Here is a 21,558-nt window from a genome sequence, read left to right as displayed (position 1 = left end):
ATTCAGGTGATTGCACATGAATGATTTACAGATCGACGACATCAAGACCGATGAAAATGCTGCCATGGTGTTGCTGGTCGACGACCAGGCCATGATCGGAGAAGCCGTGCGACGTGGCCTGGCCCATGAAGAAAACATCGACTTCCACTTCTGCGCCGACCCGCACCAGGCGATTGCCCAGGCGATCCGCATCAAACCGACCGTGATCCTGCAAGACTTGGTGATGCCTGGCCTCGACGGCCTGACGCTGGTGCGCGAATACCGCAACCACCCGGCCACGCAAAATATTCCGATCATCGTGCTTTCCACCAAGGAAGACCCGCTGATCAAGAGCGCGGCATTTTCGGCCGGCGCCAACGACTACCTGGTCAAGCTGCCGGACAATATCGAACTGGTGGCGCGCATCCGCTATCACTCGCGCTCCTACATGACCTTGTTGCAACGGGACGCGGCTTATCGAGCGCTGCGAGTCAGCCAGCAGCAACTGCTAGACACCAATTTGGTGCTGCAACGCTTGATGAACTCCGACGGCCTCACCGGGCTGTCCAACCGCCGCCACTTCGACGAATACCTGGAACTGGAATGGCGTCGTGCCATGCGCGACCAGACCCAGCTGTCGCTGCTGATGATCGACGTGGATTTTTTCAAAACCTACAACGACAGCTTCGGCCACGTCGAAGGCGACGAAGCCCTGCGCAAAGTCGCCACCACCATCCGCGAAGCCAGCAGTCGCCCCTCGGACCTGCCAGCGCGCTACGGCGGTGAAGAGTTCGCCTTGGTACTGCCGAATACGTCGCCGGGCGGCGCACGCCTGGTGGCTGAAAAGCTACGCATGGCCGTTGCCGCGCTGAAAATCCCGCACATAGCGCCGGCTGAGGGGGCGAGCCTGACCATCAGTATCGGCCTGTCGACCATGACACCGGTGCAGGGCACGGATTGCCGACAGTTGATCATGGCGGCGGACAAGGGGTTGTATACGGCCAAGCACAATGGGCGCAATCAGGTGTGTATCGAATAACTCGAAGCACCGTAAAACCCCTGTGGGAGCTGGCTTGCCTGCGATAGCGGTGTATCAGATACAGATGTGGTAACTGACGGACCGCAATCGCAGGCAAGCCAGCTCCCACATTTGATCTCCATTGTTCTGTCGATAGCCTACAAACCCCGCCTTTTCGGCCAAGCGGACTGCCGTTTCCGGACGTTTGCCGTTATACTCGCCGGCTTTCAAAAGTTCGCCAACGAGTGCTGCCCGCCATGGAAATCAACCCGATCCTTAACACCATCAAGGACCTGTCCGAGCGCTCCGAAACTATTCGGGGGTATCTTTGACTACGATCAAAAGCATGAGCGTCTGACCGAAGTCAATCGCGAGCTTGAAGATCCTGCTGTCTGGAACAAACCTGAATACGCCCAGGAACTGGGCCGCGAGCGCGCTGCGCTGGCGCAGATCGTCGATACCCTCGACGAGTTGAACACCGGTCTGGCCGATTGCCGTGACCTGCTGGACATGGCCGTCGAAGAAAACGACGAAGGCGCAGTGGGCGATGTCGTCGCCGAGCTGGCCCGTCTCGAGGACAACCTCGCCAAGCTTGAATTCCGTCGCATGTTCAGCCACGAAATGGACCCGAACAACGCCTACCTGGACATCCAGGCCGGTTCCGGCGGCACCGAGGCCCAGGACTGGGCCAACATCCTGCTGCGCATGTACCTGCGCTGGGCTGACAAGCGCGGTTTCGAAGCGACCATCATGGAGCTGTCCGCCGGTGAAGTCGCCGGTATCAAGGGCGCGACCGTACACATCAAGGGCGAATACGCCTTTGGTTGGCTGCGGACCGAGATCGGCGTGCATCGCCTGGTGCGCAAGAGCCCGTTTGACTCCGGCAACCGTCGGCACACCTCGTTCTCTGCTGTGTTCGTCTCGCCAGAGATCGACGACAAGGTCGAAATCGAGATCAACCCGGCCGACCTCCGCATCGATACCTACCGCTCCTCCGGTGCCGGTGGCCAGCACGTAAACACCACCGACTCGGCCGTACGTATTACCCACGTACCGACCAACACCGTGGTGAGCTGCCAGAACGAACGCTCCCAGCACGCGAACAAGGACACCGCCATGAAAATGCTGCGGGCCAAGTTGTACGAGCAGGAAATGCAGAAGCGCAACGCCGCTTCCCAGGCGCTGGAAGACACCAAGTCGGATATCGGCTGGGGTCACCAGATCCGTTCTTATGTGCTTGATGCGTCGCGGATCAAGGATTTGCGCACTAACATCGAACGCAGCGACTGCGACAAGGTGCTCGACGGCGATATCGACGAATACCTGGAAGCCAGCCTGAAGTCAGGCCTGTAACCCCGTTTTAGGAGCCGGCATGCCGGCGATCCCCGGCCGCAGGCCGGGGGCAACGAACCTGATGGAATATTTAAAGACATGAGCGACCAACAACTCGACCCGCAAGCCCTGCAACAGGAAGAAAACTCCCTGATCGCCCTGCGCAAGGAAAAGCTGGCTGCCGAGCGCGCCAAGGGCAATGCCTTCCCGAACGACTTCCGCCGCGAAAACTACTGCGATGCCTTGCAGAAGCAATACGCGGACAAGACCAAGGAAGAGCTGGCAGAAGCGGCGATCCCGGTCAAGGTGGCAGGTCGCATCATGCTCAACCGTGGCTCGTTCATGGTGATCCAGGACATGACCGGGCGTATCCAGGTCTACGTCAACCGCAAGACCCTGCCTGAAGACACCCTGGCCTCGGTGAAAACCTGGGACATGGGCGACATCATCGCCGCCGAAGGCACCCTGGCCCGTTCCGGCAAGGGCGACCTGTACGTTGAAATGACCAGCGTACGCCTGCTGACCAAATCCCTGCGCCCGCTGCCGGACAAGCACCACGGCCTCACCGACACCGAGCAGCGCTACCGCCAGCGCTATGTTGACCTGATCGTCAACGAAGACGTGCGCCACACCTTCCGCGTGCGTTCGCAAGTCATCGCGCACATCCGCAGCTTCTTGATGCAGCGTGACTTCCTGGAAGTGGAAACCCCGATGCTGCAAACCATCCCCGGTGGTGCAGCAGCCAAGCCGTTTGAAACCCACCACAACGCACTGGACCTGGAAATGTTCCTGCGTATCGCGCCTGAGTTGTACCTCAAGCGCCTTGTGGTTGGCGGGTTTGAGAAAGTGTTCGAGATCAACCGCAACTTCCGTAACGAAGGCGTTTCGACGCGTCACAACCCAGAATTCACCATGTTGGAGTTCTACCAGGCCTACGCCGATTACGAAGACAACATGGACCTGACTGAAGAACTGTTCCGCGAACTGGCACAGTTGGTCCTGGGCAGCACTGACGTGCCGTACGGCGACAAGGTCTTCCACTTTGGCGAACCGTTCGTGCGCCTGTCGGTGTTCGATTCGATCCTCAAGTACAACCCCGAGTTGACCGCTGACGACCTGACCGACATCGACAAGGCCCGCGCCATTGCCAAGAAAGCCGGCGCCAAAGTGTTGGGCTTCGAAGGCCTGGGCAAATTGCAGGTGATGATTTTCGAAGAGTTGGTGGAGCACAAGCTCGAACAGCCGCACTTCATTACCCAGTACCCGTTCGAAGTGTCGCCGCTGGCCCGTCGCAACGATGACAACCCGAACGTCACCGACCGTTTCGAATTGTTCATCGGCGGCCGCGAAATCGCCAACGCCTACTCCGAGTTGAACGACGCGGAAGACCAGGCCGAGCGCTTCATGGCCCAGGTGGCTGACAAGGACGCCGGCGACGACGAAGCCATGCACTACGATGCCGACTTCGTGCGCGCCCTGGAATACGGCATGCCGCCAACCGCCGGTGAAGGGATCGGCATCGACCGCCTGGTGATGCTGTTGACTAACTCGCCGTCGATCCGCGATGTGATCTTGTTCCCGCACATGCGGCCACAAGCGTAACCGTAGCGAAATCCAGAGCCGCCTTTATAAGGCGGCTTTTTTATGCGGCGTTTATAAGCGTCAAGCAAACAGCGCCAGGTTTTGATCTATTCAAGGATGTGTGTCGTGAACCGCGTAATGGCTCAAGAAGGCGCCGCCGGCATTGCTGCTGCCGTGGCTGAAAGCGTCCAGTACCAGGGCCGTAAGGCCAGTCGACGGGGCAGTGAGCAACGCAGGCAAGACATTCTCGATGCGGCGATGCGCATCGTGGTGCGTGATGGCGTACGGGCCGTGCGCCATCGGGCAGTCGCGGCAGAGGCGGGGGTGCCGTTGTCGGCCACCACCTACTATTTCAAGGATATCGATGACTTGCTCACCGATACCTTCGCCCAATACGTCGAACGCAGTGCCGCGTTCATGGGCAAGCTGTGGGTGCGTAACGAGGGTCTGCTGCGTGAAATGGTCGCCTATGGCGACGGCAGCCCGCAGTCACGCTCGCAACTGGCCGATGATATTGCGCGTTTGACCGCTGACTACGTGTTGCGCCAACTGACCAACCGCCGTGAGCACCTGATGGCCGAGCAGGCCTTTCGACAGGAAGCGCTGCTGAACCCGCGGTTGGCTGAGCTGGTGCGTTCCCATCAGCAGATTCTGTTGCAGGGCACAGGGCAGTTTTTCCAGGTACTGGGCTCCCGCGAGCCGCAACAGGATGCCAAAGTGTTGACGGCGATAATCAGTCGGATGGAATATCAGGGCCTGCTGGGCGGCGCAGAGCCTCTGACCGGTGAAGAGATGCTTGAAATTCTCAAGCGTTATATGCATTTGGTGTTGGCCTCGGTCTGACACCGGGGGAGTCCAATGAAAACCTGGCGTGTGGCGGTAATCGCCTTGTCGTTCCTGTTGCTCAGCGGTTGCTTGGTGACGTTCAAGGACCCGCTGCCGGCTCATGAGGCGGCGCCGGATGAATTGCTGGGCCATTGGACCAGCAGGAATGCCTGGGGCGAACCGCTCAATCTGCAAATCAGCGGTGCTGGTGAGCATCGCTATAAGGCGGTGAGCTACCCTAAAGCCACACCGGCCCAGCGCGATGAATACCTGTTTACGGTTTCGCGTCATGGCAGCCGCTGGTACCTGTCGGCACCGTTGCCGGCCAAGTTCGGAGGGCATTACTTCCTGGCAGGATTCGAGTTCGACGATAAGCACGAATTGGTGGTCTATAACCTCGATCTGGAACAGATTCACCAGGCCATCGGGCAACAGGTGCTGCACGGCGACACCGTGGAAACCGTCGAAGGCGATGGGGTATTGGTCGACAGCCCCATGGACCAAGTGTTTGCCTACCTGGATGACCCGGCCAACGCCGATGTATTCGTGGAAGCCGTGCGCTACCAGCGCACGGGCAAATAACGTTTAAAGAGGAAGCACCGGGTGGACGATTACCAGCAGACGATACGCACCTTGTCTGATCGCATTGTGCTGGCGCAGACACCGATTCGCGTCCTCGACGCCGTGAAGTGGGACGACAACATTCGCCAGGGATTCCTCAAGGCCAAGGGCAAGGAAATGCCCGCGGTGGACCGCGACTACTACCGGAACCGACCGCTGTCGTTTGATTCCAGCGCGGTAAAGCTGGAGTTCCAGAACATCGAGCGCGACATTACCCGTCGCCTCGGCCAGTTCAGCCCCGTGGGGCAGATCATGCGCCGCATGTGCCGGGAATATCGCATGGTGGTGCGCATGCTCGAAGCGCGCGGTACCGAGGATTTCGGCCTGATATCCCAGGAACTGTACGGCGCCGCCTCCGATGCGTTCCACGCTGGCGACCCGACCCTGGCGGACCTGGGCCTGATGCTTTCTGACTATCTGAACAACATCGACGGCCGTGGCGATTTGAAGGATGAAGCCAAGACCCTCACCGCCAAGGACGCCGTGGCGCTGCTGCAAACACGCCTGAACAAGGTATTTGGCGAGGCCGAAGAGACTATCCGCGTGTTCGAGTCCGACGGTATTGTCGCCGACGCCGCGGCGGGCGCCGACTACATCAAGATCCGCGCCGACGCGATGTTCAATGACCGCGACGTGCGCGCCTTGGAAGTGCATGAAGGCCTGGTGCATGTTGGCACCACGCTAAACGGGCAGAACCAACCGATCTGCACATTCCTGTCCAAGGGCCCGCCGTCCTCCACCGTGACCCAGGAAGGCCTGGCGATCCTGATGGAAATCATCACCTTTGCCTCCTACCCGAGCCGCCTGCGCAAACTGACCAACCGCACCCGTGCCATCCACATGGTGGAGGAGGGCGCCGACTTCCTGCAGGTGTTTGAGTTCTTCCGCGAGCAAGGCTTTGAGATGGGCGAAAGCTATGGCAACGCCAGTCGCGTATTCCGTGGCTCGGTGCCGAACGGTCTGCCGTTTACCAAGGATCTGTCCTACCTCAAGGGCTTTATCATGGTCTACAACTACATTCAGCTCGCCGTGCGTAAAGGCAAGCTGGAGCAAGTGCCGCTGCTGTTCTGCGGCAAGACCACCCTGGAAGACATGCGCACCCTGCGTCAGCTGGTTGACGAAGGCCTGGTGGTGCCGCCCAAGTACTTGCCGGAGCAGTTCCGCGATATGAACGCGCTGGCGGCGTGGATGTGCTTCTCCAACTTCCTCAACCACTTGAGCCTGGATCGGATCGAGGCAGATTATTCGAATATCCTTTGAGGAAACCGGATCAAACAGGTGGGAGCAGGCGAACCAGCTCCCACATTTGATCTCATTTGTTTTTGAGAAATGAGTACAACCTTCCAGCGAGGCTTCAACGGATGAGAATCCTCGGCATTTTGTGCCTGCTACTCACTTTGAACGGCTGCAGCTCCCTGCTGTTCTACCCCGAGCCCGGCCTGCCGTTCACGCCGGAAAAAGCCCGCCTGCAATACCGCGACGTCACCTTGACCACCGCCGATGGCGTGAAGCTTCACGCCTGGTGGCTACCGGCCAAGCCCGGCGTGCCGCTCAAGGGCACGGTGCTGCACTTGCACGGCAACGGCGGCAACCTCGCCTGGCACCTGGGCGGCAGTTGGTGGTTGCCTGAGCAGGGTTACCAAGTACTGCTGCTGGACTATCGCGGTTATGGGCTGTCGGAAGGCAAGCCATCATTACCCGCGGTCTATCAGGATGTTGATGCGGCGTTCAGCTGGATCGACAAGGCGCCCGAAACCCAGGGCCAGCCGCTGATCGTTCTGGGCCAAAGCCTGGGTGGCGCGCTGGCGGTGCACTACCTGGCAGCCCATCCGGAACGTCAATCCCGGCTCAAGGCGCTGGTGCTGGACGGCGTGCCCGCCAGTTATCGTGACGTAGGACAATTCGCCCTCAGTACTTCCTGGTTAACATGGCCGTTTCAAGTGCCCCTGTCCTGGCTGGTACCGGACGCCGACAGTGCGATCCGCGCCATGCCTCAGCTGACGGGTGTGCCGAAACTGTTGTTCCACAGTCTGGATGACCCCATTGTGCCAGTGGCCAATGGCATCCGCCTGTACCAGGCCGCGCCGCCGCCAAGGGTGCTGCAGTTGACCCGGGGCGGCCATGTGCAAACCTTTGCCGACAAGACCTGGCAAACCGTGATGCTGCGCTATCTGGACGACCCGCAACACTTCAACGGCCTACGTCGCCTGGGCGAAATTCCGAACTATCCCACTCGAAAAGTTGATTCATCAGAGAGCCCGCAATGAGCGAAGAACGCAATATGATCCCGCTGATCCTCACCGGTATTGGCACTATCATCGGTACCGTCGGTTGCCTGTGGTTCTACGGTTACCTGCACTTTGCCAAACCCGAAGATGCATTGCTGCTCAGCGATTTCACCCTGCTCAAGACCGTGCCCGGCGAGGACTACAAGATCTCCCTGACCCCGGCCGCGCAAGTGGCGCAATGCGTGGATGGCGTGCTGGTGATGTTCGACACCGAGCAGAAAGGCCTCAGCGGTGTGCTGGTGAACAACAAGAAGCAGGCCGTGCGATGCATGGGGCAAGAAACCCCGCAATTGCAGGAGTGAACGCTGTTTTCAGCGCTGTGGGAAAGCTCCGTTTTGCGTACCGTTTAATGATTTAACGCCTGTCAGGCGTTCAGCCGGCCGGAACCAGCCTGGCGCGCTCACCACAGATTATGGGCTGATTGGCGATGCTGATCGGCCCATTTTTTTCATTAGTCTGGAGTGAGCATATATGGCGGGTATAAACGGAGTGTCGGGCGTAGGGAGCATGGGCGCTGGTGCCAATGTTGGGGGCGCCCAATCAAACCAAGGCCTCGATCAGCAGATCCGAGACGTTCAAAATAAAATCAAAGAAATGCAGGCACAAGGTGCTAAAGGCGGTCAAGGTAGCGAGGGCGGAGCTGGCCTCGACGAACTGATGAAACTGCTGGAGAAGCTGCTGGCACAGAAGGCTCAGGGTGCACAGGGCGCGCAAGGCGATCAAGGCGCACAAGAGGGTCAGGCTGGCAGTCAGGGCCAAATCCAAATGCCGGAGACACAGGGCTCAGGCAAGGTCGGCGGGTAATTCGCGCTCCCTCAAAAAACCGCCTCTATTGGGCGGTTTTTCATGTTGAGTTAGACCGACAATCCGCAACGGAGCAGGCGGTGTGACGCGTGGCACACGCAAGTCACGTAGCGGCATGGGACATTCGCAGAGGAAATGTCTGGAACCGTTTCGGCTCAAGCTCCCACATAAAAAGGTGCAACCTACTCAGATTGGGTCGAGGATGAAAATACATATTCCTGTATTGGAAAACATGTTGGCCATGGCAAGACAGCATGTGGCGCTGGAACAGGAAGCTGCTCGCAGGTACAAGCGCGATCAACGGATGGATGAACCGGCCAGCGCAAAGATTGAACTGCCAGCCGAGGATACGAATCGCACCATTCAGTTTGACGAGCCGAAAAAAAACCCACCGTGAGGTGGGTTTTTTTATGCGGCGCCAATCAATCAGTTAGCAACGGAAGACCGTGGCTTGACCGGTTGGTTGTCGTTGGAGATGGTCACTTCAACGCGGCGGTTCATTGCACGGCCCGACACGCTGGTGTTGTCGGCAACCGGGTATTCCTTGCCATAGCCTTGGGTCACGATGCGCGAGATGTCCACGCCTTGCTGAGCCAGTGCGCGTTGCACGGAGGCTGCACGGCGCTCCGACAGGCTCTGGTTGTACGAGTCGGAACCGGTGCTGTCGGTGTAGCCTTCGACGATCACCTTACGGTCCGGGTTGTCGCGCAGGAACTGAGCCAGCTTGGTGATGTTAACCAGGCCGCTGGATTTCAGATCAGATTTGTTGGTGGCGAACAGCACGTCACCGAAGGTCACCAGGGTGCCGCGATCGGTCTGCTTGGCGTTCAAGCTGTCTTGCAGCTGCTTGATCTGCGCATCACGAGCATCCAGCAAAGCGCGAGCGCGTTCGTCGCCGGCGTTTTTCAGCTTGGCTTCGGATTCGCGCAGCACGATGGTGTCTTTGGCCACTTCAACACGCTGGTTGGTCAGGTAGGCCAGTTGGTCGACTTTCTTCTGGTCTTCGTTGTCGCGGTAAGCCTTGTCAGCCTTGTCCAGCCATTCGCTGGCTTCCTTGGTTTCCAGCGCCGCGAGCTTGGTCGCTTGCGGGTTGGTTTGCAGGGACGAGAAGTTGGTCCGTGCATTTTCCAGGTTCGCGTTCGGCGGAGTGGAGCAAGCCGCCAGTGCAACGCTCATCGCCAGCAGGGCAGGGATCATCAATTGTTTACGCATAGTCGTGTCGTCCTTTCAATTCTTTATCGGGTGCGATTCGGTCACAGGAAGCGTCTTACTTCTGCTGGATAGCAGCCGGGCGCATGCCTTCCTTACGCAACTCATCAACAGCCTTCTGGGAATCCTTCACAGCCTGTTCAGCCTTGGCAGCCTGGGATTTGCGCTCTGCAACGCGAGCGTCCCACTCGGCTTGTTCGGCCAGGCGACGGGCTTCGTCGTAATTTTTGTCGTGCATGGCAATCTCAGCTTGCTTGAGCTTGTCCTGGGCCGACTTCATTTCTACAGCCGCGTACTCGGTGCCGCCGGCGCTGACAGCGCTGTTCACCGCAGACTGGGTGACTGCATATTGCTCGGTCGGAGGGTTGCCGGCGCAGCCAGCCAAAACGAAGCTGGTGCCGATTGCCAACGCGGCCAACTTGAGCCCGCGCAGAGGGTTAAACGAGGATTTGGCAGTGCTGGTCTTCATCGTCTTCAACTCCATTAGATAACTCCTAATAACATCAAAATCCATCTCAGGTGGTCAGCGGCGGCGGACTAGCTTTAAAGCTGCGGACGCCTATTCAAACGGCTGTTCCAAGTGATGGCTTACTCGGTGTGACCCGAGGCTTTTTTGAATAGTTCAGCAAAGATGGCGAATTGCCTAAAAAATTTTTTTGACTGATTGGTCAGGGCAAAAAGTTGGAACTTTCTGCTGCACGAACGGTATGCCGGGCTCGATAAAAGCCCGGAATACTTGGGTGAAAAGGAAGTTTTGAAGAGGGGGTCAGCGTTGCGGGTCTTCGTCGCTGGCAGACTGGTCGTGCAGAAACCGCCGCGAAAGTGACAGGAAGCGAGGGGTTGGACCGACATCTTCGTAAAGGGGGTCGCCCTCTTCGTCGGTGGCAATCACATGCTCGCCCTTGACGTACGGAAAGCTCTCTTCAAGCTCTTCCAGGGCCGCGCCGATCAACTCGCCCAGTAATTCTTCGGTCTGACGCTTGGGGTACATTTCGGCGATGGCCGCCAGCCTCGCGGCCGCCTCTACATCCAGATGAATCGCGTACTCGGTTTTGGTCAGGCGACCCTTGGCGTTCTCTTCCCAATGCTGGGCCAATTCTCGGATTTTCATGGCAACCTCAATAAAGCCTGCGTTGGCAGGCGGTGATGAGCAACCAGTCGCCTGCGTAGGTAAACGCGACGACTCAACCTTGAGACTAGCTGCAACTCACAAGGTTTAAAGTCTTGTCATAAATGGACGCTGGCGGCACTCTGGCAGACCTGCGCGTCCCGGATTTCTGGCTGGAGATTGGCTGATGAGTGATATCGATGCACGCTTGCGTGAGGATGTTCACCTGCTGGGTGAGCTGTTGGGCAACACCATTCGAGAGCAGTACGGCGATGATTTCCTCGACAAGATCGAGCAGATCCGCAAAGGCGCAAAGGCTGATCGCCGCGGCGCTGGCGATGAACTGAGTACCCGCGTGAATCAGCTGCAGGAAAACGAACTGTTGCCGGTGGCCCGTGCGTTCAATCAATTCCTCAACCTCGCCAACATCGCCGAGCAATACCAACTGATTCACCGACGCGATGAGTCGCAACCCGCGCCGTTTGAATCCCGCGTATTGCCGGAGTTGCTCGCCCGCCTGCAAAGCGAAGGCCATAGCAACGAATCCCTGGCCCGCCAGTTGGGGCGCCTGGAGATTGAACTGGTCCTCACCGCTCACCCTACGGAAGTGGCGCGCCGTACCCTGATCCAGAAATACGATGCCATTGCTGCCCAACTGGCCCTGCAGGATCACCGCGACCTCACGACCGCCGAGCGCGAGCAGATCCGCCAGCGCCTGCAACGGCTGATCGCTGAAGCCTGGCACACCGAAGAAATCCGCCGTACCCGGCCCACCCCGGTGGACGAGGCCAAGTGGGGCTTTGCGGTGATCGAGCATTCGCTGTGGCACGCCATCCCTAATTACCTGCGCAAGGCTGACCAGGCGTTGCACGCCGCCACCGGCCTGCGCCTGCCCCTGGAAGCGGCGCCGATCCGCTTTGCGTCCTGGATGGGCGGCGACCGTGACGGCAACCCGAATGTCACTGCGCCGGTCACCCGCGAAGTGTTGTTGTTGGCGCGCTGGATGGCGGCCGACTTGTACCTGCGTGATATCGATCACCTGGCCTCGGAGCTGTCGATGCAACAGGCCAGCCCGGCGTTGCAGGCCAAGGTCGGTGACAGCGTCGAGCCTTATCGTGCGTTGCTCAAGCAACTGCGCGAACGCCTGCGCGCCACGCGCCAATGGGCACACGCGGCGTTGAGCAGCAGCACCCCGGCGCCGGCCGAGGTGTTGCAGAACAACCATGACCTGCTGGAGCCGCTGGAATTGTGCTACCAGTCGCTGCATGAGTGCGGCATGGGCGTGATCGCCGATGGCCCGCTGCTCGACTGCCTGCGTCGGGCCGTGACCTTTGGCTTATTCCTTGTACGCTTGGACGTGCGCCAGGACTCCAGTCGCCATTCGGCGGCGATGACCGAGATCACCGATTATCTGGGGCTGGGACGTTACGAAGACTGGGACGAAGACGCGCGCATCAGCTTCCTGATGAAGGAGCTGGCCAACCGTCGACCGCTATTGCCGAGCTATTTCAAACCGTCAGCCGATACCGCCGAGGTGCTTAACACTTGCAAGGAAGTCGCCGCCGCCCCGGCTGCCTCCTTGGGTTCGTATGTCATTTCCATGGCGGGCGCGGCGTCCGACGTGCTGGCAGTGCAACTGCTGCTTAAAGAGTCAGGCGTGCAACGGCCGATGCGCGTGGTGCCGCTGTTCGAAACCCTGACCGACTTGGATAACGCCGGTCCTGTGATCGAGCAACTGTTGCTGCTGCCGGGCTATCGCGCGCGTTTGCAGGGCCCGCAAGAAGTGATGATTGGCTACTCGGACTCAGCCAAGGACGCCGGCACCACCGCCGCTGCCTGGGCGCAGTACCGGGCGCAGGAACGGCTGGTGGATATATGCCGCGAACAACAAGTGGAATTGCTGTTGTTCCACGGTCGTGGCGGCACGGTCGGCCGTGGCGGCGGCCCGGCGCACGCGGCGATCCTGTCGCAGCCACCGGGTTCGGTGGCGGGGCGGTTCCGTACCACTGAGCAGGGCGAGATGATTCGCTTTAAATTCGGCCTGCCGGATATCGCCGAACAGAACCTCAATCTTTACCTGGCGGCGGTACTCGAAGCCACGCTGTTGCCACCGCCGCCGCCTGAACCGGCCTGGCGCCATTTGATGGATGAATTGGCGGCAGACGGTGTCAGCGCTTACCGCGCCGTTGTGCGGGAAAATCCGCAGTTCGTTGAGTACTTCCGCCAGTCCACGCCGGAACAGGAACTGGGCCGTTTGCCATTGGGCAGTCGCCCGGCCAAGCGCCGTGCGGGCGGGATTGAAAGCCTGCGTGCGATCCCATGGATCTTCGGTTGGACCCAGACCCGCCTGATGCTGCCGGCCTGGCTTGGTTGGGAAGCGGCGCTGAGCAAGGCGCTGGAGCGCGGCGAAGGCGAACTGCTGGGGCAGATGCGTGAGCAATGGCCGTTCTTCCGTACCCGCATCGACATGCTGGAAATGGTGCTGGCCAAGGCCGATGCCGATATCGCCCGTCTGTATGACGAGCGGCTGGTGCAGCCAGACCTGCTGCCATTGGGTGCGCACCTGCGCGACCTATTGTCGCAGGCGTGCAGCGTGGTGCTTGGCCTGACCGGTCAGTCGCAACTGCTGGCCCATAGCCCTGACACCCTTGAGTTCATCCGCCTGCGCAACACCTACCTCGACCCCTTGCACTTGCTGCAAGCCGAGCTGCTGGCACGCTCGCGCCAGCAGGAAGCGGCGCAGGACAGCCCTCTGGAACAGGCGCTGCTGGTGTCTGTGGCCGGTATTGCCGCTGGTTTGCGTAACACCGGCTAAGGTTTTTTGCGTGTTCTCAATGGCTTGCAGATAAAGCACGTCGGCCGTCCTGAAAAGGGCGGCTGGCGTTTATGCGGCCGGGTTGCACTCAGGCACACCCTACCTATGACGTAAGCCGGGCACGGTTCCTGCGACTTTCGGCGGCTTGTGTGGTTAGGGCCTGCTGTGTATCTTGATCAGCCTTTGGCCGTTTTGGACGGCTGGGCTCATACAGTTACAAACCCTATTTTACGAGATTGGCCCCACGCGGCGAATCCGAGCGTCATCTCTATAAAAAATTGAGGAGCACATCAATGCGCGTCATTCTGCTGGGAGCTCCGGGGGCCGGTAAAGGTACTCAGGCAAAGTTCATCACTGAAAAATTCGGCATTCCACAAATCTCCACCGGCGACATGCTGCGTGCGGCCGTCAAGGCCGGCACCGAGCTGGGCCTGATCGCCAAGAGCGTGATGGACAGCGGTGGCCTGGTTTCTGATGACCTGATCATCAACCTGGTCAAGGAACGCATCAGCCAGGAAGACTGCAAGAACGGTTTCCTGTTCGACGGCTTCCCGCGCACCATTCCCCAGGCCGAAGCCCTGGTGAAGGCCGGCGTCGAGCTGGATGCCGTCGTCGAAATCGCGGTTGAAGACGAAGAAATCGTCCAGCGCATTGCTGGCCGTCGCGTTCACGAAGCTTCTGGCCGCGTGTACCACACCGTCTACAACCCGCCAAAGGTTGAAGGCAAGGACGATGTGACTGGCGAAGACCTGGTGCAGCGTAAAGACGACACCGAAGAAACCGTGCGTCATCGCCTGTCGGTCTACCATTCCCAGACCAAACCGCTGGTGGATTTTTACCAGAAGCTGTCCGCCGCTAACGGCAAGCCGAAGTACAGCCACATTCCTGGCGTCGGCTCGGTTGAAGCGATCACTGCCAAAGTGCTGCAAGCACTGAGCTGATCCCTCGACTGGCTTCACGGATAACGGCCCGCTTGCGGGCCGTTGTTGTTTATACTGGCGCACTTTTTTTCGACTTGGACACCCACAACGATGAGCACCCTGCTGGCCCTGGACACCGCGACTGAAGCTTGCTCCGTTGCCTTGCTGCACGATGGCAAGGTAACGAGCCACTACGAGGTGATCCCGCGCCTGCATGCGCAGAAGCTGCTGCCAATGATCAAGCAACTGCTTGAAGACGCAGGTACTACGTTGGCTGCGGTCGATGCCATCGCCTTCGGCCGTGGCCCGGGCGCGTTTACCGGTGTGCGCATCGCCATCGGCGTGGTGCAGGGGCTGGCGTTCGCGTTGGAGCGCCCGGTGTTGCCGGTGTCCAACCTGGCGGTACTGGCGCAGCGTGCCTTGCGCGAACACGGCGCGCAGCAGGTGGCGGCCGCTATCGATGCGCGGATGGATGAAGTGTATTGGGGTTGCTATCGCGCAACGGCGGGCGAGATGCGCCTGGTGGGCGTGGAAGCAGTGCAGCCGCCGGAGTCGTCTGCGTTGCCGTTGGATGCCAGCGGTGATTGGTTCGGCGCCGGCACCGGCTGGGGGTATGGCGAACGCATTGCCGTGTCGTTGGCCGGCCAGGACGCTGCGATGTTGCCTCATGCCGAAGACTTATTGACCCTCGCGCGCTTCGCGTTCGAGCGGGGTGAAGCGATTCCGGCGGACCAGGCTGCTCCGGTTTATCTGCGCGATAAGGTTGCGCAGACTAAAGCTGAACGCGGGATTATTTGACGTCAAAAATGCTGGCACTTTGGGGCTAAATTCACCAATCGTCAGAATTTGCCCCCGCTTTTAAACCTTTTTCAAATTATGTGTTCTAGTTATCACCAGAGCATTTGCGCGTTATGGATTGCGCCACTAAAATGCCATCACCGATACCGAGTTCGCATACATGCGTATAGATGGATTTTCCTCACCGTCCTACCCCATCAAGCGTAAGCCACGCAAGGCAAACGTTACGGTAGACGAGTCCGTCGAAGATTCGCCGGACTTTATCGAAGTCCAGTCCGAAGCACAGCAAAATGCCCAGGGTTCCGCAGGCGCTCGTATCAGCGGTCTTCCAGCCCGTCAGCAAGACATGGTCTTCCCGCGCTCCATGAGCAAAAGCGTCGCCACCGCCCTGGCCAGCTACCTGACCACTGCCGGTTTTGTCGAATGGGATATGGAAGTGCTGGGCCTCGACATCCACATCTGATGCGTCTGCCTTACTACCTCGGTTGCCCGTCCTGGAGCGAAAACGCTTGGCGCGAGTACCTGTACCCCGCCGATGCCCGTTCCAGCGACTACCTTGCGCTCTATTCCCAGGTCTTCAACGCGGTTGAAGGCAATACCACCTTTTATGCCCGCCCTTCAGCTGCGACGGTGCAACGCTGGGCCGAAATCATGCCTGACGATTTCCGCTTCACGGCCAAATTTCCCGGTGATATCAGCCATAGCGGCAACCTGATCGAACAACTGCCGGCGGCAGAAAGCTTTGTTGGCTTGATGAGCCCGCTGGGTGAGCGGGTATCGCCATTGTGGTTGCAGCTGCCCGCGACGTTCACGCCGCAGCGTCTGGGTGAGTTGGCAGGTTTTATTGATGGGCTCGAGCGTCCGATGGCTGTCGAAGTGCGGCACCTTGAGTTTTTCGCCAAGGGAGATGCCGAGCGCCGGCTCAACCGTTTGTTGCGTGACCGCGGGGTCGAGCGGGTCTGCCTTGACCCGCGCGCTTTGTTCAGTTGCACGTCCACCTCGGCGGCCGTGCTGCACGCGCAATCCAAGAAGCCCAAGGTGCCACCGCGTCCGGCGGCGCTGACGCAGTTTCCCCAAGTGCGTTTTATCGGCCATCCCGAATTGGAAGCCAATGACCCGTTCCTGGTCCCCTGGGTGGAGAAAGTTGCCGGTTGGATTGAAGAAGGCCGCACGCCCTACGTGTTCCTGCACACCTCGGACAACCGCCTCGCCGCGCAATTGGCGCTGCGGTTTCACGACCAGTTGAGGGTGCGCCTGCCTGGCCTGCCAGCGCTGGCAACCCTGGATCGAGCTCCCGTAGCGGAGCAACTGGGGTTACTCTAGGGCACCTTTTTCCGCCTGGAGCCAGACATGGATGCCCAAACCCTTCGCGCCGAAACCTTCAAGGCCTTGCATGAGCGCGACCGTGCGTTTGTGATGCCCAACCCGTGGGATGCAGGTTCCGCTGTGATGCTCGCCAGCCTGGGGTTTGAGGCGCTGGCCACCACCAGTGCGGGGTATGCGTTCAGCCTGGGGCGCCCGGATGCGGAAGGGGCGCTGTCCCTGGATGACACGTTGATCAACGCCAGTATGATCGTCAAAGCCACAGCGTTGCCGGTGGCGGCCGATCTGGAAAACGGCTTCAGTGACACCCCCGAAGGTTGCGCCCAGACGATCCTGCGTGCCGCGGCCACGGGTATCGTTGGCGGTTCCATCGAGGATGCCACCGGTATTGCCGCCGACCCGATCTATCCCTTCGACCTTTCCGTCGAGCGCGTGGAAGCTGCCGTTGCCGCCGCGCGCAGCCTGCCATTCCCCTTCACCCTGACTGCCCGCGCGGAAAACCTCCTGCATGGTCGTCTGGATTTGCCTGACACCATCCGCCGCCTGCAAGCCTACGCCGAAGCCGGTGCCGACGTGCTGTATGCCCCAGCCCTGCGCACTGCCGAGGAAGTGCTGGCGGTGGTCAAGGCGGTCGCGCCCAAGCCGGTGAATGTGTTGATGTCCGGCGGCTTGAACCTCAGCGTGGCGCAGTTGAGCGAGATGGGCGTGCGGCGTATCAGCGTCGGCTCGGCGCTGGCGTTGGCCGCCTATGGTGAGTTCTACCGCGCGGCCCAGGAAGTCTATGAGCTGGGCACGTTCACCTTCACCGACCGCAAAATGCCGTTCAGTCAGGCCAACCAGTTCTTTAAGGACTAAGCGGTGCGTTTCTTCAAAGTTATCGGCGTACTGCTGGTTCTGGGCGGGGTGTTTGCCGTCGGTGTCTGGCGTGGCTGGGTGCCGTTGCCGGCTGAGTGGAACCCCTGGGCGCCGTTGGATGTGCGCGCCAGCCCCAACTTTTTGACCCGTTATAAATTGGGACGTCTGCAGGATGATCCGGCGCTGTGCGACAAAGTGCTGGAAACCTCCGGCCTGCGCGTCGGCCATCAGGCCGATACGCCCGCCGACGCCGCCTGCCCTTTGCGCAATACCTTGCGTGTGCAGGGCGCTGCGGTTGGGCTCAGCAGTAGCTTTCTCGCCAGTTGCCCACTCGCGGTCGCGTTCGCGTTGTTCGAGCGGCACAGCTTGCAGCCGGCGGCCCAGGCGGTGTTTGGCCAGGCGGTGACGCGGGTCGATCACCTGGGCAGCTTCGCCTGCCGCAACATGTATAACCGCGCTGAAGGGCGTCTCAGCCAGCATGCCTCCGCCAATGCGCTGGACATTGCCGGCTTTCGCCTGGCGGATGGACGTAGCATCAGTGTGCTCAAGGATTGGCCGGGGGAGGGCGCTGATGCACGGTTCCTGCGTCAGGTGCGCGACAGTGCCTGCGATGATTTCAATGTGGTACTGAGCCCGGACTACAACGCCGCGCACCGCAACCATTTCCATCTGGACATGGGGCGTTGGTGGGTGTGTCGCTAGGGTTTAAGCGGCCAGACGCAGGTTGTTGGCGATCAGCGGGCGTGCCCAGTAGTAATCGAAGTCCAGGGCCTTTTGTTGCGCGACCAGTTCTTCGGTAGGGTACGGCGTGGCGGCCGGTGGCAGCAGGTCCAGCTCGAATTCGGCAATGGGCAGGTGCAGTGGGCGTGGTTCCGGCGCAGGGCCTGGCTCCGGCAGCGGCTGGCCGGCGGTCAGCACGATCGGGCGTACCCAGCCACTTTCGAAATTCTGCTGGCGTTGCTGGGCGACGATTTCTTCGTCCGGGAACGGCTCGGCGGCGGGTGGCAGCAGTTCGGTTTCGAACTCGGCGATCGGCAGGAACAGCGGCTCAGGAGGGGCGATCTCGGTGTCTTTCACGTCACACTCACGCTGGGTGAGGATCTGCGACAACAGGTCGGCGCCGGCGTTGGGTTCTACCGCTGGGTCCGCAGGTGCAGGCGCCTGGACCGCCAGCGCGCCAGGCGTATCGCCGAGCTGCTCGGCCAATGCCCGGGCGAAGAAGTCCTGCCACACATGACTCACCCCGGCCAGCGCTTGAGTATTGCGCAGGCCGTAGTGGTTATGGGTCGGCAGTACACCGATGGTTAGGGGAAGAATGTCTGACATTTTTCTCGGTCGACGCTCAGCTCTGGCAAAATACCTGACTGTTGTTTTTATCGGCCGGTTTTGGCCGATCCTTAATATTTTTGAGCGTAGCGATTGATGAGCGAACAACCAGCGGCCAGCCGCATCAGGGTCGAGGCCTTGGGCGAAGGTTTCAAGGACCGTGCCGAGCAGTGGGCTTCACTGCTGGGTTTGCCGTTACACCTGGCGGATGCGGACTTTGCCCTGCAGTTCGGGGAGCATGGCCTACAGCTACAACAACTTGGGCCTGACGCGCCTGGGCCGGTGCGGGTGGACTTTGTCGAGGGCGGCGCGGCGCATCGACGGCTGTACGGCGGTGGCAGCGGGCAGATGATTGCCAAGGCCGTGGGGGTCGCCCAAGGCGTACGCCCACGGGTGCTGGACGCCACGGCGGGCCTGGGTAAGGACGCCTTCGTGCTTGCCAGCCTGGGCTGCGAAATGAGCCTGATCGAGCGCCAGCCGCTGATCGGCGCCCTGCTCGAAGATGGCCTGGCGCGCGGCGCGGATGATTTTGAGGTGGCGCCGATCGTGGCGCGTATGAAGTTGCTCAAGGGCAACTCCATTGACGTGATGCGCAACTGGGAAGGCGAGCCACCCCAGGTGATCTACCTCGACCCGATGTTCCCGCACCGTGAGAAGACGGCATTGGTGAAGAAGGAAATGCGCCTGTTCCGCCCGCTGGTGGGCGATGATCCGGACGCACCGGCGCTACTGGCCGCTGCCCTGGCCCTGGCCAGCCACCGCGTGGTGGTCAAGCGTCCGCGCAAGGCGCCGTGCATTGAAGGGCCGAAGCCGAGCCATGCGCTGGATGGTAAGTCCAGCCGGTATGATATTTACCCCAAGAAAGCGCTAAAGGCCTGACTCTTCATTGAGTCTTAGGGCCTCATCGCGGCAGCACAAGGCTTCAGGGTCGATAAGCCCGCATAAACAACCCCACCACTTCCTGCACATGTGCTTCGGCGGCTTCTTCGCTCAGTTGCCCGCCGCAGCCATACAGCAGGCAAAAATTCGCCGTGCCCTTGAGCAGGCAAAAAAAGTGCTCGGCTGCCGTGAAGGGTTTATCGATGCTCAGGGCGCCGCCCTGGTCGATCTTGCCGAGCAGGCGCTCCATGCCTTGCAGCATGCGCATGGGGCCGGCCTCGAAGAAGATCTGCGAGAGTTTCACGTCTTGGCTGCCGGTGGTCATCATCAGGCGATGCAGGTTTATCGACTCTTCGCTGTTGATCAGGCGATGGAACCCCCGCGCGATGTTCAACAACACAGTCTCCACAGGCACGCCTTCGGGCAGCTCGAAGTACATCACCGGCAGCTGTTCCTCGCACTTGGCCACCACGGCGGCGGTGAACAGGGTCTCTTTGTCATTGAAGTGGCTGTAGACGGTCAGTTTTGAAACGCCGGCCTCGAGGGCCACGGCATCCATGCTGGTGCTGGCGTAACCATTACTCAAAAACAGGAATTTCGCTGCTTCGAGAATAGCCTGGCGTTTTGCCATGTCCTTGGGGCGCCCGGGGCTATTGGTGTTTACAGGATTGTCGGACATTTTCACCTTTAATACTGGACTGGCGAGTTTGGTATTAATAACATACCGGCCAGTATAATTATTCTTAGCTTCATTTGCGAAAGGTCCTACAGCATGCGCAGCACTTTCCTGCCCTTTGCGTTGCCTGTCAGTCTGGTGTTCTTGTTGGCTGCCTGCGGCCATGAAGAAGCGGTCCAGACCACCATCCGCCCGGCCATGGTGGTGCAGCCACAGCCTTCTTCGCAGTCGATGGACAGCTACCCCGGCGAAGTGCGCGCGCGCTATGAGCCAGACCTGGCATTCCGCATCGGCGGCAAGATCAGCAAGCGGCTGGTGGAAGAGGGCGAGCGAGTCAAGGCCAACCAACCGCTGGCAGAGCTCGACCCACAGGACGTGCGCCTGCAACTGGAAGCCACCCGTGCCCAGGTTGCCGCCGCCGAGGCCAACCTGAGCCTGGTACGTGCCGAGCGCGACCGCTACAAGACCCTGATGGACCGTCAGATGGTCAGCCGTTCCCAGTACGACAATTCCGAAAACCTCTATCGTTCCGGTGTTGCCCGCCTCAAGCAGATCAAGGCTGAGTTCGACGTGGCCAGCAACCAGGCCGGCTATGCCGTGCTGCGTGCGCCACAGGACGGTGTGGTCGCCAAGCGCGCAGTGGAAGTTGGGCAAGTGGTGTCCGCCGGCCAGACCGTGTTCACCCTCGCCACCGATGGCGAGCGCGAAGTGCTGATCAGCTTGCCGGAGCAGGGTTTTGGCCGTTTCAAGCTTGGCCAGCCGGTCTCGGTGGAGCTGTGGAGCCAGCCCGATCAACGCTTCACCGGGCGTATTCGTGAGCTGTCACCGGCGGCCGATCCGAAGTCGCGTACGTTCGCGGCCCGCGTGGCGTTCACTAGCGGCAAGGTGCCGGCCGAGCTTGGCCAAAGCGCCCGGGTTTTCATACAGGCCGATGGTGTTATTCCGTTGTCGGTGCCGCTGTCGGCCCTCAGTGCGGAGAACGGTGAGTCCTACGTCTGGCGTGTGCAGCCCGACAATACGCTCAAGCGCACGCCGGTACGCATCGGCGCCTTTGGTGAAAAAACCGTCCCGGTACTGGAAGGCCTGACCCCGACCGATTGGGTAATCGCCGCGGGAGTCCATGTGCTCCACGAGGGCCAGCAAGTGCGCCCGGTGGATCGTGCCAACCGTGTGGTGAATCTGGCGGCCAAGGAGTAGTCCC

Annotated in this window: 24 protein-coding genes; 19 read left to right on the top strand and 5 right to left on the bottom strand. The window is 60.2% G+C overall.

Going from position 1 to position 21,558, the window contains the following annotated elements; genetic code table 11:
• Window positions 1-16 precede the first annotated feature (16 nt).
• The 10 genes from BFP95_RS18200 to BFP95_RS18150 all read left to right on the top strand — a co-directional run bounded on the left by BFP95_RS18200 (window position 17) and on the right by BFP95_RS18150 (window position 8,845).
• Entirely contained in the window at window positions 17-1,018 is a 1,002-nt protein-coding gene (locus tag BFP95_RS18200; protein ID WP_065872481.1) for a response regulator, read from the top strand.
• Window positions 1,019-1,254: 236 nt separating this feature from the next.
• Window positions 1,255-2,350, top strand: a protein-coding gene (gene prfB, locus BFP95_RS18190; protein WP_139113184.1) for a peptide chain release factor 2 whose coding sequence is annotated in 2 segments (ribosomal slippage) — window positions 1,255-1,326 and window positions 1,328-2,350 — 1,095 coding nt in all. Because the reading frame shifts where the segments join, the coding sequence is not laid out codon by codon here.
• A 78-nt stretch (window positions 2,351-2,428) separates the two neighbouring features.
• Entirely contained in the window at window positions 2,429-3,931 is a 1,503-nt protein-coding gene (lysS, locus tag BFP95_RS18185; protein ID WP_065872480.1) for a lysine--tRNA ligase, read from the top strand.
• A 105-nt stretch (window positions 3,932-4,036) separates the two neighbouring features.
• Complete coding sequence (locus BFP95_RS18180) at window positions 4,037-4,753, top strand: TetR/AcrR family transcriptional regulator (RefSeq protein ID WP_083207060.1); 717 nt, start codon at window positions 4,037-4,039, stop codon at window positions 4,751-4,753.
• A gap of 15 nt (window positions 4,754-4,768) precedes the next feature.
• Window positions 4,769-5,317 carry a hypothetical protein gene (locus BFP95_RS18175; protein WP_065872478.1) on the top strand — a complete coding sequence of 183 codons (549 nt, stop codon included), beginning with the start codon at window positions 4,769-4,771 and terminating at the stop codon, window positions 5,315-5,317.
• A 21-nt stretch (window positions 5,318-5,338) separates the two neighbouring features.
• Complete coding sequence (locus BFP95_RS18170; protein ID WP_065872477.1) at window positions 5,339-6,616, top strand: flavohemoglobin expression-modulating QEGLA motif protein; 1,278 nt, start codon at window positions 5,339-5,341, stop codon at window positions 6,614-6,616.
• A 101-nt stretch (window positions 6,617-6,717) separates the two neighbouring features.
• Window positions 6,718-7,623 (top strand): alpha/beta hydrolase, encoded by a 906-nt coding sequence (locus BFP95_RS18165; protein WP_065872476.1) that lies wholly within the window; start codon window positions 6,718-6,720, stop codon window positions 7,621-7,623.
• Window positions 7,620-7,946: a hypothetical protein gene (locus BFP95_RS18160; protein ID WP_064451038.1), complete on the top strand. Its 327-nt coding sequence runs from the start codon at window positions 7,620-7,622 to the stop codon at window positions 7,944-7,946. Before BFP95_RS18165 ends, BFP95_RS18160 begins: the two co-directional genes overlap by 4 nt.
• Before the next feature lie 205 nt (window positions 7,947-8,151).
• A complete protein-coding gene (locus BFP95_RS18155; RefSeq protein ID WP_175402980.1) occupies window positions 8,152-8,448 on the top strand; it encodes a hypothetical protein in 297 nt (98 codons plus the stop codon).
• Window positions 8,449-8,650: 202 nt separating this feature from the next.
• Window positions 8,651-8,845, top strand: a complete 195-nt coding sequence (locus BFP95_RS18150; protein ID WP_065872474.1) for a hypothetical protein — start codon at window positions 8,651-8,653, stop codon at window positions 8,843-8,845.
• A 29-nt stretch (window positions 8,846-8,874) separates the two neighbouring features.
• Here BFP95_RS18150 and BFP95_RS18145 read toward each other — a convergent pair whose 3' ends face one another.
• The 3 genes from BFP95_RS18145 to BFP95_RS18135 form a co-directional block, all read right to left on the bottom strand.
• A complete protein-coding gene (locus BFP95_RS18145; protein WP_065910504.1) occupies window positions 8,875-9,660 on the bottom strand; it encodes an OmpA family protein in 786 nt (261 codons plus the stop codon).
• Between the two features lie 55 nt (window positions 9,661-9,715).
• Window positions 9,716-10,126 carry a DUF4398 domain-containing protein gene (locus BFP95_RS18140; protein ID WP_175402981.1) on the bottom strand — a complete coding sequence of 137 codons (411 nt, stop codon included), beginning with the start codon at window positions 10,124-10,126 and terminating at the stop codon, window positions 9,716-9,718.
• 297 nt (window positions 10,127-10,423) lie between these two features.
• Entirely contained in the window at window positions 10,424-10,768 is a 345-nt protein-coding gene (locus BFP95_RS18135) for a pilin assembly protein (RefSeq protein WP_065872471.1), read from the bottom strand.
• A 184-nt stretch (window positions 10,769-10,952) separates the two neighbouring features.
• Between BFP95_RS18135 and ppc the strand changes: the two genes are divergently transcribed.
• From ppc to BFP95_RS18100, 7 genes are all read left to right on the top strand, one after another.
• The gene (ppc, locus tag BFP95_RS18130) at window positions 10,953-13,580 is read left to right on the top strand and encodes a phosphoenolpyruvate carboxylase (protein WP_065872470.1); all 2,628 of its coding nucleotides are present in this window, start codon (window positions 10,953-10,955) and stop codon (window positions 13,578-13,580) included.
• A 293-nt stretch (window positions 13,581-13,873) separates the two neighbouring features.
• Window positions 13,874-14,521, top strand: coding sequence for an adenylate kinase (gene adk / locus BFP95_RS18125; protein ID WP_049709696.1), 648 nt, complete (start codon window positions 13,874-13,876; stop codon window positions 14,519-14,521).
• A gap of 90 nt (window positions 14,522-14,611) precedes the next feature.
• Complete coding sequence (gene tsaB / locus BFP95_RS18120) at window positions 14,612-15,298, top strand: tRNA (adenosine(37)-N6)-threonylcarbamoyltransferase complex dimerization subunit type 1 TsaB (RefSeq protein WP_065880088.1); 687 nt, start codon at window positions 14,612-14,614, stop codon at window positions 15,296-15,298.
• A gap of 160 nt (window positions 15,299-15,458) precedes the next feature.
• Window positions 15,459-15,761: a hypothetical protein gene (locus BFP95_RS18115; protein WP_049709694.1), complete on the top strand. Its 303-nt coding sequence runs from the start codon at window positions 15,459-15,461 to the stop codon at window positions 15,759-15,761.
• The gene (locus tag BFP95_RS18110; RefSeq protein WP_065872468.1) at window positions 15,761-16,621 is read left to right on the top strand and encodes a DUF72 domain-containing protein; all 861 of its coding nucleotides are present in this window, start codon (window positions 15,761-15,763) and stop codon (window positions 16,619-16,621) included. Before BFP95_RS18115 ends, BFP95_RS18110 begins: the two co-directional genes overlap by 1 nt.
• Window positions 16,622-16,648: 27 nt before the next feature.
• Window positions 16,649-17,476 carry an isocitrate lyase/PEP mutase family protein gene (locus BFP95_RS18105; protein WP_065872467.1) on the top strand — a complete coding sequence of 276 codons (828 nt, stop codon included), beginning with the start codon at window positions 16,649-16,651 and terminating at the stop codon, window positions 17,474-17,476.
• Window positions 17,477-17,479: 3 nt separating this feature from the next.
• Complete coding sequence (locus BFP95_RS18100; RefSeq protein ID WP_065872466.1) at window positions 17,480-18,178, top strand: extensin-like domain-containing protein; 699 nt, start codon at window positions 17,480-17,482, stop codon at window positions 18,176-18,178.
• A 3-nt stretch (window positions 18,179-18,181) separates the two neighbouring features.
• On the opposite strand, the gene BFP95_RS18095 is transcribed toward BFP95_RS18100, so the two are convergent.
• Window positions 18,182-18,802: an energy transducer TonB gene (locus BFP95_RS18095; RefSeq protein WP_065872465.1), complete on the bottom strand. Its 621-nt coding sequence runs from the start codon at window positions 18,800-18,802 to the stop codon at window positions 18,182-18,184.
• Window positions 18,803-18,898: 96 nt separating this feature from the next.
• Between BFP95_RS18095 and BFP95_RS18090 the strand changes: the two genes are divergently transcribed.
• The gene (locus tag BFP95_RS18090) at window positions 18,899-19,681 is read left to right on the top strand and encodes a class I SAM-dependent methyltransferase (RefSeq protein ID WP_065872464.1); all 783 of its coding nucleotides are present in this window, start codon (window positions 18,899-18,901) and stop codon (window positions 19,679-19,681) included.
• Between the two features lie 43 nt (window positions 19,682-19,724).
• Here BFP95_RS18090 and BFP95_RS18085 read toward each other — a convergent pair whose 3' ends face one another.
• Window positions 19,725-20,360, bottom strand: coding sequence for a TetR/AcrR family transcriptional regulator (locus BFP95_RS18085; RefSeq protein WP_065872463.1), 636 nt, complete (start codon window positions 20,358-20,360; stop codon window positions 19,725-19,727).
• 93 nt (window positions 20,361-20,453) lie between these two features.
• Here BFP95_RS18085 and BFP95_RS18080 point away from each other — a divergent pair, with 93 nt between their 5' ends.
• Window positions 20,454-21,554 carry an efflux RND transporter periplasmic adaptor subunit gene (locus BFP95_RS18080; RefSeq protein WP_065872462.1) on the top strand — a complete coding sequence of 367 codons (1,101 nt, stop codon included), beginning with the start codon at window positions 20,454-20,456 and terminating at the stop codon, window positions 21,552-21,554.
• The last annotated feature ends 4 nt before the right edge of the window (window positions 21,555-21,558 follow it).

The sequence above is a fragment of the Pseudomonas sp. 58 R 12 genome, assembly GCF_900005865.1.
Lineage (GTDB): Bacteria > Pseudomonadota > Gammaproteobacteria > Pseudomonadales > Pseudomonadaceae > Aquipseudomonas > Aquipseudomonas tritici.
Note: the sequence above shows the minus strand (reverse complement) of the source record. Positions and strands in the feature narration are given on the sequence as shown.